Genomic DNA, 17287 nt, shown 5'->3' with positions numbered 1-17287 from the left:
GTGACTATTCGCCGCGCGATTGCAAAACCATCTGCCGAAATGGCAACTGCAGCGAATATTTGAGGGAATCAGCATGGCTAATAAATCTAATAAACGCGTTAGTTTTCAAGATTGGGTTGAACAAAACGTTTGGGGACTTGCACTGGCGACTGCTTTGGTAGTGTCTGTTGGTGGTATTGTCGAGATTGTTCCATTGTTTTACTTACAAAATACATTTGAGGATGATGTTTTTCCTGAATATGAAGAGCTGCAAGGTGTTCGACCCTATACAGCTTTAGAATTGGCTGGTCGTGATATCTATCAACGTGAAGGCTGTTATTTGTGTCATTCACAAATGGTACGTCCGTTCCGTGATGAAAAAGATCGTTATGGCCACTATTCATTAGCTGTTGAGTCTAAATATGATCATCCGTTTCAATGGGGCTCAAAACGTACCGGACCTGATTTGGCGCGTGTAGGTGGAAAATACTCTGATGCATGGCATATCCAGCATCTTCGTGACCCACGTTCTGTTGTGCCAGAATCTGTTATGCCCCGTTACCCATGGCTGGATAAATCCACCATCAATGGGGAAGGCATGATTCGACGCCTGAAAGCAATGAAAGTATTGGGTGTACCCTATACTGATGAACAGATTCTGGGTGCTGCAGAAGCCGTTGAAGGCAAAACTGAAATGGAAGCCTTGGTTGCTTATCTGCAAGTTCTTGGCACGATGATCCAGTTTGAACCAGGCAGAGATTACCGTGAGTAATTTCTTGTCTTACTTTGAGACAAACTGGTCTGCCATGACCGCAAGTGATTGGGTGGGCACGATACTGACAGTCATTATTTTTATTTTGATGTTTGGTATGTATTTCTGGGCATTACGACCTAAAAATAAAGAAAAACTTGAATCACACCGTGACTTGGCGCTGAGAGATGACGATATAAATTCGGAGAAAAATGATGGCTGATAACAATAAAAATCCTCACGAATGTCCAGATACTGGTCATGAATGGGATGGCATCAGAGAGTTAACCAATCCGCCGCCACGTTGGTGGACAATAGCTTTGTACCTGAGTGGTCTGTTAGTTCTGGTTTATTTTATTTTGTATCCGTCATTGCCATTAGTGACAGGTAATACCAAAGGTATTCTGGGATGGACTCAAATTAAAGAATACAAAGAAGACCTGGCAAAAATAGAAGAAAAACGGGCACCTTTTGAAGATCGGATCGCTGCTATGTCAGCGGAAGAAATTATGGAAGATGATGAGTTATTACGCTACGCCGTAGGCTCGAGCAAAGTGCTTTATGGTGATAACTGTGCTGCGTGCCATGGTGTTGGAGGGTATCCACAACCTGGTTCAGGTTATCCAATCCTGGCCAATGATGATTGGTTATACGGTGGTACGATAGATAAAATTATCGAAACACTGGCAAAAGGTCGTCAAGGTATGATGCCGGCTCATGCCAACTTATTGTCGGAAGAAGAAGTCGATGGTTTAGTTGAATTTGTGGTCAACAGCGCAAATGGTGAAGCCACCGACGCACAATGGAAGCTATATAACGAAAAAGGTTGTGTAGCTTGTCATGGTGCTGATGCCAAAGGTATTCAGCAACTTGGTTCAGCGAATCTGGCTGATAGAGTATGGCGTTTTTCTGGTGAACCAGATGAAATCCGTCACACCATCTTGCACGGCGTAAATGATGCAAATGATCCATTAACACGAGTTGCTGTCATGCCTGCCTGGAATGAAAGACTTGCAGTACGTCTGGAAGCAGAAGAATACGGTGATGATCCAGAAGAGTATTACGATGGTACTGAAACCGAGCGTTTAACTGAAAACGAAATCAAGAAACTGGCAATTTATGTGCATCAACTTGGTGGTGGTCAATAAAAAGTCAAACTGGCTTGAATACTAAGTTAGTTCAAATCAGGAGAATAATATGGGTATAGATGCAGTTGTGATTGGAGCAATAGTAAGTGTTGTGCTGACAATTGTTGTGATTGGAGTAATTGCTTACAAAGTTGTCAGAAATATGGAAGACAGTTCTAACGATAATTAAACCAAGAAGAGTTTTAAAAAAAGCCGAGCTAATCGGCTTTTTTTATTTATGAGAAGCTAAATTAGTAAAAGCTAATGAGCACAATCGTGTTATAATTCCTTCGGTTAAGCTCTATACGAGGTCAAAACTGTGTCGGAACATCTGAAGTCAGCTGAGCTCAATATAAACGACATCTACGATGAGGTATCTGACTGGCATGTTAACGCCGGTGGAACCAAAGTTGTAGCAAAACGCATGTCGGGCAGGTTTAGACGACTTAAATGGTTTGGCATGTCTGTCTGGTTAATTTTCTTCATTGGGCCTTACTTGCGTTGGAACGGCAAACAAGCCGTCCTGTTCGATATTCCCAATCGCCAATTCCATTTCTTTGATATCACTATCTTCCCGCAAGATATCTGGATGTTATCTCTCACATTATTGTTCTTTGCCATATTACTGGCCGCAGTGACCAGTATCGCCGGACGAGTTTTTTGTGGTTATTTCTGTTTTCAGACGGTATGGACAGATGTCTTTACTTTTATTGAAACCCGAATTGAGGGTGACACGCCGCAAAAAGCGATGAAGTTTAAAAGTGCACCAGCATCTGTCAGTAAAATTTCACGTATTACACTTAAACATACTTTATGGCTGGCAATTGCATTATTAACCGGGCTAACGTTTGCCGCCTGGTTTACCGATGTTTTCCAGCTATGGCACGACTATTTTACACTTCAAGCCTCATTGGTAGCCTGGATCGTATTGGGCATGTTTACGGTCGGAACCTACGTCTTTGCTGGTTTTATGCGTGAACAAGTGTGTTTCTGGTTATGCCCTTATGCGCGTTTGCAGGGGGTTATGTATGATCAGGATACGGTATTGCCTGCTTATGATGCAGAACGTGGTGAACCGCGTGGCAAACTTAAAAAAGGTGCGGTGGATTCCAGTAAAGGCAGTTGTATTGATTGCAAAGTCTGTGTCGCAGTCTGTCCTACAGGTATTGATATTCGTAAAGGTCAGCAGGAAGGTTGCATCACCTGTGGTATGTGTATTGATGCTTGCGATAGCATTATGGATAAGACCAATCAGCCTCGCGGCTTGATCCGTTATGCTTCATACAAAGATTTACATCACAACGCTCCACCAGCCGCGTTGTATAAACGCCCTAGAGTTTTAATTTATTCATTTATTTTAATGGTTGCTTTTTCAGGTGTCGGTTACGGTTTTGCAACGTTATCAGCTACTGAGTTTCAGGTCATTCACAACCGCCAACCGGTATTTGTTCAATTGAGCGACGGCTCTATCCAAAACCGCTATACATTGAAAATGCTTAACAAGACCAATGAAAATATTGAAGTGCAATATGTGATAAGTGGTTTAGACGGTGCAACTTTGCATGGCATAGACGAGAGCGTTATTATCGAACCAGGTAAGGTCAGTCCATTACAGGCATTAGTTAGAATACCTGATGGAAAGCTCACCAGAGAACTGGAACATCTGACATTTACGGCTAATGTCATTTCCAATCCAGATATATCTGTGCACTACGAAAGTGTTTTTATGGGACCGAAATGATGGCTATTTCACAAGAGAATAATCAAGCGTTAAAAAATCCGTGGGTGTTAGGTTTTTTAGCGTTTTTATGCACCTTTGTTACCGTCAATATTATTTTCATCTATCTGGCATTCAGTTCTCCGCCTAATCTGGTAGTTGATAACTATTATGAGCGTGGTAAGAAGTACGCCCAACAAGAATTGCAAATGGAGCAGGAAAAATTATTAGGCTGGAATGGTGTCATTATGGCTCCACCGAAAAGCCGAGTAAACCAGCGTCAGCCATACGAAGTATTTATTCAGGGTAAAAACTCTACAGCAGTACAATTAGATTCAGTCACCTTTTATGCTTATCGCCCATCAGATATGCGTGAAGATTTTTCGGTGGAAATGAATCCCATCGGACTTGGCCGCTATGGGGTTGATATCGAGTTTGGCTTGCCGGGTAACTGGGACATCATCGTTGAAGCCAAACGTGGGGACGATGAATTTTTAATCACTAGACGAATTTTTATCGATCCTTAAAAATCGTTTGTTATTGGTAAGTTGAATTTCTTTGTCTGAAGCCACTACGCAAGTTAATACCGGCGAATGTTTTCACTGTGGACTTCCAGTAAAGCAGCAAGGTGAATTTGTTGCACTGATCCAGTCAACTCAGCATCAGTTTTGTTGCCATGGTTGCAAGATGGCCTGTCAAACTATCTATGCTGCAGGCTTGCAAAGTTTTTACAATAAAACGCCAGAAGGCGAATCACTTGCCCCACCACCGGATACGGCGAATGATTTTCACGCTTATGATATCGATGAAATTCAAGCGGATTATGTCGATTCGCTTGATGAAAAACGCACTATTCATCTATTAATCGAAGGCATTCACTGTGCTGCTTGTGTCTGGTTGATAGAGCATGCGCTTTATAAATTACCCGGTGTATTAGCTGCCGATGTCAATCTGACCGCAAAACGCTGTCGAATTCGTTGGGATAATCGCGAAACGTCCTTATCCGGTTTAATGCAACATTTGGCCCGATTGGGGTATGCAGCAGTTCCGTTTGATCCGGAAACTGCAGAAGGTGCATTAGCAAAAAGACATCGTGGATTGGTCTATCGCATGGCGTTTGCCGGTTTTGCAATGATGAACCTGATGTGGGTTTCCATCGCCCTGTATTCGGGGGCGGCCGAAGATGAATTTCGGGATTTGTTTCATTGGGTTGGATTTATTATTGCCACGCCGACCTTGCTTTACTCAGGCTATCCTTTTTTTCGAAATTCAATCAGTGGCTTACGTAGCCGCTATCTCACGATGGATTTGCCGATTGCTATCGGTGCCACTGCGACCTATCTCTATTCAAGCTATATCACCTTTACCGGTTCACTGGAGGGTGAGGTATTTTTTGATACGGTCGTGAACTTTATTTTTGTTATTTTGATTGGCCGTTATTTAGAGGCACTTTCCAAGCGCAATGCGCTTTCAGCCACGCGCAGGATGCTGGAATTGCAACCAAAACTGGCAACGGTAATGAATGACGGTATACAGCAAACGGTCCCTATCCGTTCCGTTAAAGTAGGTGATCTGATACTGGTTCGTCCAGGTGAAAACATACCGGTAGATGGTGTGGTGACGGATGGTGAAAGTGCAGTAGACGAATCTATGCTGACAGGAGAGTCACAGCCGATTCGTAAACAAATAAACGATACGGTAGTCGCGGGCAGTATCAATGGTGAAGGTGCCTTTACCGTACGAGCAGAGCAAGTATTACGACATACGGCCTTAGCAAAAATCATTGCCTTGATGGATGAGGCCCAAACCTCAAAAGCTCCCATTCAGACTCTGGCAGATAAAATCGTACCGTGGTTTGTCGTGGTTACACTTACCTTAGCCACATTAACGTTTATGTTCTGGGTAGGCAGTGATTTTGAAAAAGCCTTATTGGCCTCCGCATCTGTATTAGTGGTGACTTGCCCTTGTGCTTTTGGTATGGCGACGCCGATGTCTATTGCCGTGGCCAGTGGAGTCGGGGCCAGCAATGGTATCCTGATCAAACAAGGTGTTGCACTGGAATCGTTGTCGCGGGTGACCCATTATGTTTTTGATAAAACCGGCACCTTAACGGAAGGGCGATTGCAACTGGTAGAAAGTTTGACTGCTGAAGGGATTTCAGAACAGTCACTGTTACAGATTGCCGCTTCGGCCGAACAACAATCTGAACATGGCATCGCGAAAACCATTGTTTCTGCTGCTCAACAACAAAACCTGCCTTTATTGGAGAGCACTGGGTTTTATGCTTCACCGGGAAGAGGTGTTGAGGCGAAAATTGATGGAGATAATATTATCGTTGGCACGGCGGACTGGATGTTATCTCACAATGTTTTGTTGGATAGTCAGTGGCAATCAAGAATCGATCAGTTGGAACAGCAAGGGATCAGTTGTGTGTTTGTTGCCAGAGAGCAAAAGCTGATAGGTATTCTGGGGCTGTTTGATACCTTGCGTGCTGATGCCAAAACCATGATTGCCGATATGCTGGCCAAAGGTCTGAAAGTCACTGTACTGAGTGGAGATCGTCAGCAGGTAGTTAATTCGGTGACCGCAGATTTAGGCAATATCCAGCGCATGGCTGAGGTGTTGCCAGCAGATAAGCGGCAGGTAATCCAACAACTACAACAACAAGGTGATTGTGTGGCGATGGTAGGGGACGGCATTAATGATTCACCGGCGTTGATTCAAGCAGATGTCGGTATTGCTCTGGCATCAGGAACCGATGTCTCGATCGAGAGCGCAGATATCGTTTTATCGCATAACCAATTAAGTCAGGTGGCATTAGCGCGTAAGCTGGCAGCCCGTACCTTACGCACCATCCGCCAGAATATTGTATTATCGATAAGCTATAACGTGATTATGGTGCCATTGGCAATGATGGCATTAGTCAGTCCCTTGCTGGCAGCAATCACGATGCCGATAAGTTCGTTACTTGTCATTGGCAATGCTGCCAGGATTAGCCGAATATTTAAGAGGTAGCTCATGGAAGTCATATACGGACTTTTACCCGGCATGTTATTGCTGGGTTTGGTAGGTGTCATCGTCTTTTTCTGGGCTGTACGCAGTGGTCAATATGATGATATGGAAGGTGCCGCAAATCGAGTGTTGATGGACGATGATAACCGTCCACCAGAAAGCGAAGCGGAACTGGATTCAGAGAATAACGAAGAAAAAAATGATCCAAAGTCTGATTAGGCTGTTTGCTTTATGCTGTGTTGGTTTACTACTCACGAAAAATGTCTTGGCAGAAGAGATAAAAGTCGGCATGAGTGGTCCTCTGACAGGTCCATTATCTGAAATGGGCTTATCCATACAGGCTGGAATAAATGCCTACTTTTCCAAACTCAATCAACAGGGGGGGGTTAAAGGTAAGCTGGTTGAATTTCTGGCTTTGGATGATTTCTACGAGCCAGATCAAGCCGCAGCCAACATGCGCCAACTTATCAATGAACATGGTGTTTTAGCTGTTTTAGGTAATGTTGGAACACCTACAGCGGTAGTAACGGTACCGATTGCGGAACAGCTTCAGGTTGCTTTAGTCGGCGCTTTTTCGGGCGGGGATGTTTTAAGATCTAATCCCCCAAGTCGTTATATCATCAATTATCGGCCTGGCTATAAACAAGAAGTTGAGATGCTGATTGATGGATTATTGAATGCAGGTATTCGACCTGAAGAAATCGCATTTTTCACTCAGCAGGACAGTTACGGTAACGCTGTCTATCATGCTGCGGCGACAGCACTACAAGCCAGAGAGTTTTATCAGGTCGATTACCTTACACATGCTTATTACAGCCGTAATACTCTCAATGTTGAAAGTGCCGTCGCCACGATTCTTAAAGCCAATATTCCTCCTAAAGTAATTCTGATGGGAGGCAGTTACGCGCCTTCAGCCAAGTTTATAAAGCTGTTATACGAGGACAGACCGGATCTCTGGTTCGTCAATGTATCTTTTGTGGGAAGCCATGTATTGGAGCAATCGTTAGATGGCATTAATGCCAATGTGATTGTCAGTCAGGTGGTGCCGGAAGTTGATGCTGATTTGCCACTTGTTAGAGAGTTTCGTGGAGCATTAAAGGAATATGATAGCGCTTTACAGCCCAATACGGTTTCTCTGGAGGGGTATATTGTTGCAAAGATTTTTGCTGAAGCATTGCAGAATATGGAAGGAAATATCAGTCGGGAAACATTAATTGATGCCTTACATGAATTGGTCGATTTGGATATTGGTCTAGGCAGCAACATTAATCTGGATAAAAATCAGCAGCAGGGCAGCAACATGCTTTGGCTGAGTAGATTGGAAAATGGAGCGTTCCATTCATTTGAATGGAGCAGCGTGGATTTTTCACACTAACCTCATAACAGGATGTAAAACGAGATGGATACGGATATACATGTTTAGCAACTGGAGCATTCGAGCACTGCTGCATTTTTGGGCTGTCATTACCGTATCAATGGTATTGCTGATGGCTGCGATTGCCATGCTGAGCCATCAGCATTACACCAAAAATCAACTTTTGTTGACCGAGCAGGTATTTCCGCTGGTAGACAATGCAAGACAAATAAGTAGTAGTGCGGCTGCGTTTATTTCCAGACAAAAACAAATTATCAGTGCACGCAATGCCGAAGAGTTTGCCAATGTTACAGCTCGGGAACCACTGGAAGAAGCCTTTGAGCAATCCTGGAATCGTTTACTCCAGAGCGTCGAACAGTTGCAGATCGCTCCTGAACTGACCAGCGTATTGAGTGATTATTATCAGCAGTTTTTAGAAACCGATAGCTTATTGCTGCAACAAATGCAGTTTCAACATCAACTCTCCGAGCAAATTGAACAACGTACCAAAAGTGTGTCTCTGTTAGCAGATGAGATTCAACAGCTTGCTGAAGCCATTACCGGCAGAATTGATTTAACCTTAACGCGTCAAATGCAGTCATTGAGTCATGCTGAGACTTTAAGCCAGCCGGATAAAACAGCCTTAATTGAGAATTACACCGCTGTTGAACGCAGTAGTTATTCGCTGATGCTGAATGTGCTGCGAATCAGCCAGTTGAGCCAACAGATTCGCGAAAAGCAAAATCCAGATTTGCTACTTAGTATCCGGGAGAATGATATCCGGGAACAGGAAGCCATGCTGCGTAGTGACATTTTGATCATCAAACAAAATCTGCAGAACTACCCTGAATTATTAACATTGGTTGATAAATTACAGCAGGGTATCAACACCTTTATCCGCCAGGTAATTGATGATAATAACTCGGTATACCAACTGCGAATCCGACAGCTGGAGACTTATGAAAAATCTCAGATGGTGCAGCAGCAGGGTTTGAATATTCTCGAAGTTTTGATGCAAAACCTGAATACACTTTCTGCCAGAGTTGGTGAGCAAGGCTTATCCAGAACTCAGCAATCAGCCTCACTGGCTAAAACAGCGCGGTGGTGGATGATTGTCAGCTGTTTGGTGATTACATTGGGGTTAACCTGGTTTGTTATAACCATGACATCGCGTATTAATCACCCTATGCGACGTTTGCGTAAAGCGATGCATGACTTGTCAGCAGAGAAATTTGATACCCGTATGCCGACCGATAATGGTCAGAGTGAATTTAATTTACTCGCCAAGGATTTCAATTTATTTGCCGCACAAACGCAGGCATTAATTAGCAAGCTGGATGAAACCAAACATTCGCTGGAAATACGAGAAACAAGGCTCCGGGCTATACTCAATGGTGTTCCTGAGGCGATACTTGCCATTCAGGCTGATGGTTCAATCAGCTCATGTAATCCGGCAGCAGAAAAAATATTACAAGCCAGCGAGCAGCAATTGGCAGGACAAAATATTCTGCAGTTTTTCGCGCCATCCTCAGACATTCATTCACTTGCCGATCTTGCTCAATTGCAACAAGCCAATCATGAGTTCGAAGGCCGCAACTGGTTCGGTGAAACCTTCTCAATGTGGTTTTCACTCAATCCATTGTCTGAATTCGATGATGATATCTGGGTGTGTGTTATTTCCGATATCAGTGCCTGGAAACACACCAAACAAGCGTTGTTGCAGACCAGTAATGAATTAAATGCGATTCTGGAAAATGCCATGGTTGGTATTGCCTTTATCAAAAATCGTCAGATCATTCGGGTAAACACCAAATTTGAACAATTGTTTCTGTTTGCTCGAGAGGATATTGAAGGGCAAAGTACGCTGTGTATTCATCCCAGCGAAGATGCATTTGAACGCTTTGGTGATCAAGCCTACAACGCTCTGTCAGAAGCTGAAAATTTTGAAGCACAAGTCGAAATGGTGCGCGCCAATGGTGAGAAATTCTGGTGCGCTGTGTCGGGGCAGGTCATTAATCCGGATAACCCGGCTGAAGGATCCATCTGGCTTTATGAAGACGTAACTCATGAGCGACAAAATGAAGAGCGGCTGACACGGTTAGCCAGTAGCGACATACTGACGGGCTTACCAAATCGTGGTGTATTCAAAGACAGACTAGAACACGCTATTCATAAAGCCCAACGACAAAATGGTCGGTTGGCGGTCTTCTTTCTGGATTTGGATCATTTTAAACATATCAATGATTCGCTGGGTCATAAAGCAGGGGATATTCTGTTATGTGAGGTGGCTCGGCGTATCCGTTCCTGTGTCAGAGACAGTGATACAGTTGCCAGACTGGGAGGGGATGAATTTACGGTGATGCTGGAGGATGTTAATTCCGCTCAGTATGTCGGCAAAATCGCAGAAAAAATTCTCAGTACCACAGCGCTACCTTATATGTTGGATAACGTAGAGGTAAATATCAGTCCGAGTATCGGTATCAGTCTATATCCTGCAGATGGACGTGATGTGGATATGCTGGTGCGCAATGCCGATGCGGCAATGTATTACGCTAAAAGCACCGGCCGTAATAACTTTCAGTTCTACTCTTCTGACATGAATGCGCAGGCATCACAGCGTTTGGCAATGGAGACCGGCCTGCGGCGTGCTGTTGAGTTGCAGGAGTTCTATCTGCAGTTTCAACCCCAAATTGAGCTTGAAACTGGCCGTGTCGCCGGAGCAGAGGTGCTATTACGCTGGCATACCGAACAATGGGGTGATATTTCACCGGCGATATTTGTACCGGTACTGGAAGACACTGGCTTGATTAATATGGTTGGTGAATGGGTATTGAAACAAACCTGTGAAGCCTTTATGGCTAATCGTCATAATTTACCCGATGATTTTTTGATGGCTGTTAATCTTTCAGGACGACAGTTTAAAGGTAATCTGCTGGTGCATTTTATTCGCGACTTGCTGGACAAAACAGGAATGCCGGCTAAAAATCTGGAACTGGAGATCACCGAAAGCCTGTTAATGGAAAACACTGAACAAGCAGTAGAAACCTTGCGCGAATTAAGCCTGTTAGGGATTACGCTGGCAATCGATGATTTTGGAACCGGTTATTCATCACTTTCTTATTTAAAACAATTTCCCCTCAATGTGCTTAAGATTGATCGAACATTTGTTCGTGACGTCACTGAAGATAGTGATGATGCGGCCATCGTAAATGCCATTCTGGCGATGTCAAATAGCCTTGCTTTAGAAGTCGTCGCTGAAGGAGTTGAAACGGCAGAACAGCTCGCCTTCTTACAGAAAAGTCGGTGTAATCGTGCTCAAGGATTTTATTTCAGCAAAGCTATTAACCTGAACGAACTGATGGAATATATAAAACAGGCTGATCAAGACCGATGGGCTATGTAAGTTATGACCGTGCGTTCTTCCGGGTGTAAACGAATTGTCAGTCCAAATTGTGGATAGTGCCAAATTCGCGCCGAACTCTCTTCTGACTCATCAGTAATATTCTCCGGCTCACCAAAGCGATGTCGCACCATATCGGTATCAATACGAACGGTAGGAATATAGGTGATGGCGATTGCCGGAGCCGTCAGTAAGCGTTGTTTATCACCAAAAGCAGGATCATAACGACGCGCACCACTTGGCTGTAATTTGGCGGAAGCTGCCCGTGACGCCATCGTATTTAACTCATCCTCATCGACCAGCAGATTCACCACTACTCGTGCAGATAATCCTCCGAGATTAATGGACTCGAAAAAAACTTCAGCCGAAATATTCTGGTTTTCGGTCATAAATAAAGCCACTTCTCCCGCCTCACGCCATAACTGCTGAATTTCGGCGTAGGAGGTACTGCCTAAATGCACACCCATCACTTCAATCTGCTCATCAGGCATCATGGTTATTTCCCATGGTTTGGGGGCGGAGGGCTGAGGCGAAGGAACAAACATTAACGCCGCAATACCCAGAATAACCAAAGCGGTACCAAGTAAAAATTTGAGCAATATACGCATAAAAATTCCGAAATTAATTAACTTGTAACCAAAAAGTGACCGGTCCATCGTTGGTCAGAGAAACTTGCATATTTGCGCCAAACTGCCCGGATTCAACTGATAAGCCAAGGTTGTTAGCCTGATCCAGTAGATAGTCAAATAATTGCTTGCCCTGTTCAGGTGGGGCGGCCGAGGTGAAACTTGGGCGATTACCTTTGCGGGTGTCCGCTGGCAAGGTAAATTGTGGCACCAATAATAAACCGCCATTGATATCCAGCAAGCTTAAATTCATTTTGTTATCGGCATCGCTAAACACGCGATAGTTGATAACGCGTTGTAACAATCGATCTGCTATGGCTGTAGTGTCCATTTTTTCCACGCCGATCAAAACCAGCAAACCTTGGTCGATTCGTCCGATGGTTTCATTTTTATTGATGATGACGCTGGCCTGGCTGACACGTTGTAACAATGCAATCATGTTAGTTGGGTTGCCAATTGATCTGTCGCCCTGACCAGCGCATCAATAATGGCAGGTTCACTTGCTGCATGTCCCGCCAGTGGCAATATTTCAAACTGAGCATCAGGCCAGCGTTGGTAAACTTCCCAGGATTGTTGCATTGGACACACCATATCGTAACGACCATGAATAATGACCACAGGGATATGATTAATCTGTTTAATACTGTCGAGTAACGGTATATCTCCGAGAAAACAGTTATTTAACGCATAATGCAATTGGATTCTGGAATGTGCCAAGGGGCCCGAAGATTGTTCTGCATCAGGTTGGTAATGCTGATCTCGCAGCATCACAATGGTCCCTTCCCAGTTTTGCAAAGTGTTGGCGGCGATCTGTTGTTGCTGTTCTGTTGTCTGAGTTAATTGCTGGTAATAATAAGCTAAGGGTCGGGGTTGTTCTGTGGATGGTAAGTCTTTTACCAAAGCATGCCAGGCTTCGGCAAACACCCTTGAAGCGCCGCCTGCTGCATAAACCCAGTCGATATCCTGTTGTCTGCCGAGAAAGGTTCCACGTAACACCATGTTCGAGACATGTTGTGCGTGCTGACGGGCATAGGCCATGGCTAAAGTTGCTCCCCATGAACCGCCGAACAACATCCACTTATCGATATTCAGTAAGGTACGGATGGCTTCCATATCCGAAATTAAATAATCCGTGGTGTTGTGCTCCAATTCACCAGAAGGCAACGAACGACCACAGCCGCGTTGATCAAATAGAATGATGTGATAACGTTCAGGATCGAAATAACAACGATGTTGTGAACGACAGCCTGAGCCGGGCCCGCCATGTAAAAAAATCACCGGAATACCGTGTGGATTGCCGCACTGTTCAAAATAAACTTCGTGGCGACGTCCAGCTGATATTTCTTCACGAGCTAACAGCTGATGGTGAAAAGGTTCGATATCAGGGTACAGAGTACGCATTTACAGTTCCATCTTGGTTTTTAGCCCGCAACTATATCATGTCAGATGATGGTAATTATTACCTTGATGGGCGAAAATATAACGTTTTACTGCTGGCATATCTTGTTAGCAGCCGCAAAGACAAACAAGGCGAACACAACATGAACCTGCATGAGTATCAGGCAAAACAATTGTTTAACCAATATGGCATTGCTACGCCAAATGGGCAGATGATCGCAAGCCCTGACGAAGTGAAATCAGCTCTTGCTGCAATTGGTGGTGAACGTTGGGTGGTCAAAGCCCAAGTGCATAGCGGCGGACGTGGTAAGGCTGGTGGTGTTCGCGTAGAAGACAGTGCTGTTGCAGTAACTGATGCGGTAACTGCTCTGCTTGGAAGTCAATTGGTTACACACCAGACTACGGCTGAGGGTTTACCGGTTAATAAAGTCTGGATTGAAACCCCTTCATCTATTGTTCGCGAGTTGTATTTAGCCTTACTGGTAGATCGTGTCACTCAACGAGTGGTGTTTATGATTTCTGCTGAGGGCGGAATGGATATTGAAGAGGTGGCAGAGAAAACCCCGGAGGCTATTCTCAGTTTATACGTGGATCCGGTAGCAGGATTACAGCCATATCAATGTCGTCAGGCCGGTTTCTTTCTGCAGCTTAGTGGAGAGGCATTCAAGCAATTACAGCAATTGATGCAAAAGCTCTATCAACTGTTTTGTGAAAAAGATATCAGTCTGTTGGAAATCAATCCGTTAGTGGTGACTGAAAGCGGAGATTTACTGGCATTAGATGCCAAAATTAATGTTGATGATAATGCGTTATATCGCCACGCCGATTTAGCCGAATTATTTGATCCGACTCAGGAAAATCCAGCTGAAGTGATCGCCCGTGATTTCGGGCTGAATTATATCGCTCTGGATGGCAATGTGGCCTGCATGGTAAATGGTGCAGGCCTGGCTATGGCTACGATGGACCTGATTCAAAAACAGGGTGGTGAACCCGCCAATTTCCTTGACGTTGGTGGTGGAACAACAGCCGATCGGGTTGCCGAAGCCTTTAAGCTGATTTTATCGGACAAAAAAGTGAAATCGATTCTGGTGAATATCTTTGGTGGCATTGTGCGTTGCGACTTGATTGCACAAGGGATTATGCAGGCGGCAAAAGAAGTCGGTTTATCGTTACCCGTTGTGGTGCGTTTGGAAGGCACCAATGCTGATTTAGGTCGCACACTATTGGAAAACAGTGGTATGAATTTGCGGGTGGCACAGGATTTAACGGAAGCAGCCGCCTTAGCCGTCGCTGCGGCAGGGGAGTAATAAAACGTGAGTATCTTGGTTAATAAAGACACCAAAGTTATCTGTCAGGGTTTTACCGGAAAACAGGGCACTTTTCATTCTGAACAGGCAATTGCCTATGGAACACAGTTTGTCGGCGGCGTTACTCCAGGCAAAGGTGGACAAACGCATTTGAATAAATCGGTATTTAATACGGTTCATGAAGCCGTGGTCGAAACCGGCGCTGATGCATCAATGATATATGTGCCGGCAGCGTATGCCGCAGATGCGATATTGGAAGCCGCAGATGCGGGTATAAAAGTCATTGCCTGTATTACGGAGGGTATCCCGGTACTGGATATGCTGCGGGTAAAACATGCATTGAAATCATACGATGCCAAGTTAATTGGACCGAACTGTCCCGGGTTAATTACTCCGGGCGAATGCAAAATTGGCATCATGCCTGGCAGCATTCATTTGCCTGGCAAAATAGGTATTGTTTCGCGCTCTGGAACGTTGACCTATGAAGCGGTATTTCAAACTACTCAGAATGGTTTGGGGCAAAGCACCTGTGTAGGAATCGGTGGTGATCCAATCCACGGTATGAATTTCATTGAATGCCTGGAATTATTTGAAGCTGATCCACAGACCCAGGGAATTGTGATGGTCGGCGAAATTGGCGGTCAGGCAGAAGAAGATGCAGCAGAATACATCAAACAATATGTTACTAAACCTGTAGCCGCTTATATTGCTGGATTAACCGCTCCGGCTGGTAAACGTATGGGACATGCCGGTGCAATTATCAGCGGTGGTCAAGGCACTGCCAAGGCTAAACTGGCGGCATTAGAAGCGGCTGGTGTTGCCATTGCGGCATCACCAGCAGAAATCGGTTCAACCATGTTGCAGCTGATGGAAAATTAATGGCCAATCATCAACTTCAGGTGGTGCTGGCGCAGATAGATCCGATTGTTGGAGATGTTGCTGGCAATACCCGAAAGGTGATTGCCGCTACTGAGCAAGCCAGACAGCAACACGGCGCTGAACTGGTGATCTTTCCTGAGCTGTGTTTGACCGGCTACCCGCCGGAAGATTTGTTATTAAGACCTGGATTATTAAAGCGGGTTAATAAAGCATTGCAGACACTTTGCCAGCAGACGGACGATATCTCCATTATTGTCGGCCATCCTTTGGGTGAAGTGGGTAAGGAGTTGTTCAACGCTGCTTCGGTTATCAGCAGACATCAAATCACGGCTCAATACCTCAAGCATAAATTGCCCAACTATGGGGTATTTGATGAAAAGCGTTATTTCATTGAAGGCCGTGAAGCCACCATTATTGAAATAAACCAAATCAAAATCGGCCTGACCATTTGCGAAGATATCTGGTTTGTCGAACCCGCGGCTCAGGCAGCAGATGCCGGTGCCGAAATCATTGTAAATCTTAATGCCTCACCATTTAAACAGGATAAAACCCTATTACGTGAGGCTGAAGTCGGCCAGCGGGCGCGAGAAAACTCAGTGCCAGTTCTATATGTTAACCAAATAGGCGGGCAGGATGAGTTAGTGTTTGATGGCGCCTCTTTTGCCGTCAATGCCGCTGGTGAAAAATGTATTCAAGCCATTCAGTTTGCTACCGCGCTGGTGCCAATCAAGATCAGTAAAACACCACAGGGTATTGAGCTTGAAGGAGCTTTACAGCCTTTGATGGCAGAGCTGGAAACTATTTATCAGGCTTTGGTCTGCGGCTTACGTGATTACGTAGAAAAAAATCGTTTCCCTGGAGTGGTCATAGGGCTTTCTGGCGGAATTGATTCAGCTTTAACATTGGCTCTGGCAGTTGATGCCTTAGGTGCGGATCGTGTGCAAGCAGTGATGATGCCATCAAGATACACCGCACAAATCAGTCTGGATGATGCCGCAGAGATGGCGGGTATTTTGGGTGTCGACTATCGAGTCATCGGTATTGAGAATTTGTTTCAGACTTTTCTGCATGAGCTGGAAGAGGTTTTTGCCGGCACCCAGGCTGATACCACTGAAGAGAATATTCAAGCTCGTTGTCGTGGTGTGTTGCTGATGGCAATCTCCAACAAAACGGGTGCGATGGTATTATCAACCGGTAACAAAAGCGAAATGGCCGTAGGGTATTCCACGCTTTATGGCGATATGGCCGGTGGATTTTCACCGTTGAAAGATGTTTACAAAACACTGGTCTATAAACTATCGAATTATCGCAATAGCCTGTCAAAAGTAATTCCTGAACGAATGATTACCCGTCCGCCTTCCGCCGAGCTATCTGCCGATCAGTTGGATCAGGATTCATTACCCAGTTATGAAGTGTTAGATGCGATTCTGGAAGCCTATGTCGCTAATGATGGTTGTTTTGAAGATCTGGTGGCCTCAGGATTTAATGCAGAAACGGTTGCACAGGTTATCAAAATGGTGGATCGTAGCGAGTACAAGCGACGTCAGGCACCTCCCGGAATTCGTATTACCGGCAGAGCATTTGGCAGAGATCGTCGCTATCCGATAACATCAGGTTATACCGTAACGTCAACTATAGAATAGGCAATCACATGAAAAAAATTGAAGCCATAATCAAACCATTCAAATTGGATGATGTGCGTGAAGCACTATCGGATATCGGTGTGACCGGCATGAC

Annotated in this window: 16 protein-coding genes; 13 read left to right on the top strand and 3 right to left on the bottom strand. The window is 44.8% G+C overall.

Going from position 1 to position 17287, the window contains the following annotated elements; genetic code table 11:
* Positions 1-73 precede the first annotated feature (73 nt).
* The 9 genes from ccoO to Q7V21_RS12490 all read left to right on the top strand — a co-directional run bounded on the left by ccoO (position 74) and on the right by Q7V21_RS12490 (position 11343).
* Positions 74-751, top strand: a complete 678-nt coding sequence (ccoO, locus tag Q7V21_RS12530) for a cytochrome-c oxidase, cbb3-type subunit II (RefSeq protein WP_304917618.1) — start codon at positions 74-76, stop codon at positions 749-751.
* A gap of 34 nt (positions 752-785) precedes the next feature.
* Entirely contained in the window at positions 786-953 is a 168-nt protein-coding gene (locus Q7V21_RS12525; protein WP_304917617.1) for a cbb3-type cytochrome c oxidase subunit 3, read from the top strand.
* Complete coding sequence (ccoP, locus tag Q7V21_RS12520) at positions 943-1878, top strand: cytochrome-c oxidase, cbb3-type subunit III (protein WP_304917616.1); 936 nt, start codon at positions 943-945, stop codon at positions 1876-1878. The genes Q7V21_RS12525 and ccoP overlap by 11 nt, the downstream gene beginning before the upstream one ends.
* Positions 1879-2176: 298 nt before the next feature.
* Positions 2177-3598 (top strand): cytochrome c oxidase accessory protein CcoG, encoded by a 1422-nt coding sequence (gene ccoG, locus Q7V21_RS12515; RefSeq protein ID WP_304917615.1) that lies wholly within the window; start codon positions 2177-2179, stop codon positions 3596-3598.
* Positions 3595-4101, top strand: a complete 507-nt coding sequence (locus Q7V21_RS12510; RefSeq protein ID WP_304917614.1) for a FixH family protein — start codon at positions 3595-3597, stop codon at positions 4099-4101. Before ccoG ends, Q7V21_RS12510 begins: the two co-directional genes overlap by 4 nt.
* Positions 4102-4132: 31 nt before the next feature.
* Positions 4133-6589 (top strand): heavy metal translocating P-type ATPase, encoded by a 2457-nt coding sequence (locus Q7V21_RS12505; RefSeq protein ID WP_304917613.1) that lies wholly within the window; start codon positions 4133-4135, stop codon positions 6587-6589.
* Between the two features lie 3 nt (positions 6590-6592).
* Positions 6593-6805, top strand: coding sequence for a cbb3-type cytochrome oxidase assembly protein CcoS (ccoS, locus tag Q7V21_RS12500; protein ID WP_304917612.1), 213 nt, complete (start codon positions 6593-6595; stop codon positions 6803-6805).
* A 46-nt stretch (positions 6806-6851) separates the two neighbouring features.
* Positions 6852-7961 carry an ABC transporter substrate-binding protein gene (locus Q7V21_RS12495; protein ID WP_304917611.1) on the top strand — a complete coding sequence of 370 codons (1110 nt, stop codon included), beginning with the start codon at positions 6852-6854 and terminating at the stop codon, positions 7959-7961.
* A 40-nt stretch (positions 7962-8001) separates the two neighbouring features.
* Entirely contained in the window at positions 8002-11343 is a 3342-nt protein-coding gene (locus Q7V21_RS12490; RefSeq protein WP_304917610.1) for an EAL domain-containing protein, read from the top strand.
* On the opposite strand, the gene Q7V21_RS12485 is transcribed toward Q7V21_RS12490, so the two are convergent.
* From Q7V21_RS12485 to pip, 3 genes are read right to left on the bottom strand one after another with little or no spacing between them, the layout of a single operon-like run.
* Positions 11322-11948, bottom strand: a complete 627-nt coding sequence (locus Q7V21_RS12485; protein WP_304917609.1) for a lytic murein transglycosylase — start codon at positions 11946-11948, stop codon at positions 11322-11324. The two genes, Q7V21_RS12490 and Q7V21_RS12485, sit on opposite strands and share 22 nt — an antisense overlap.
* A 13-nt stretch (positions 11949-11961) precedes the next feature.
* Positions 11962-12405, bottom strand: a complete 444-nt coding sequence (dtd, locus tag Q7V21_RS12480; RefSeq protein ID WP_304917608.1) for a D-aminoacyl-tRNA deacylase — start codon at positions 12403-12405, stop codon at positions 11962-11964.
* Complete coding sequence (gene pip / locus Q7V21_RS12475) at positions 12402-13367, bottom strand: prolyl aminopeptidase (RefSeq protein ID WP_304917607.1); 966 nt, start codon at positions 13365-13367, stop codon at positions 12402-12404. The genes dtd and pip overlap by 4 nt, the downstream gene beginning before the upstream one ends.
* A 140-nt stretch (positions 13368-13507) precedes the next feature.
* On the opposite strand from pip, the gene sucC reads away from it, so the two are divergent.
* The 4 genes from sucC to Q7V21_RS12455 all read left to right on the top strand — a co-directional run.
* A complete protein-coding gene (sucC, locus tag Q7V21_RS12470) occupies positions 13508-14671 on the top strand; it encodes an ADP-forming succinate--CoA ligase subunit beta (RefSeq protein ID WP_304917620.1) in 1164 nt (387 codons plus the stop codon).
* 6 nt (positions 14672-14677) lie between these two features.
* Complete coding sequence (gene sucD, locus Q7V21_RS12465; RefSeq protein WP_304917606.1) at positions 14678-15550, top strand: succinate--CoA ligase subunit alpha; 873 nt, start codon at positions 14678-14680, stop codon at positions 15548-15550.
* The gene (locus Q7V21_RS12460) at positions 15550-17193 is read left to right on the top strand and encodes an NAD+ synthase (RefSeq protein WP_304917605.1); all 1644 of its coding nucleotides are present in this window, start codon (positions 15550-15552) and stop codon (positions 17191-17193) included. The genes sucD and Q7V21_RS12460 overlap by 1 nt, the downstream gene beginning before the upstream one ends.
* Before the next feature lie 8 nt (positions 17194-17201).
* A partial coding sequence (locus Q7V21_RS12455) for a P-II family nitrogen regulator (protein ID WP_304917619.1) occupies positions 17202-17287 on the top strand: 86 nt, incomplete at its 3' end.

The organism is Methylophaga sp., from assembly GCF_030651745.1.
The sequence above is the reverse complement of the archived record's forward strand: the minus strand, read 5'-3'. Positions and strand labels throughout refer to the sequence as shown.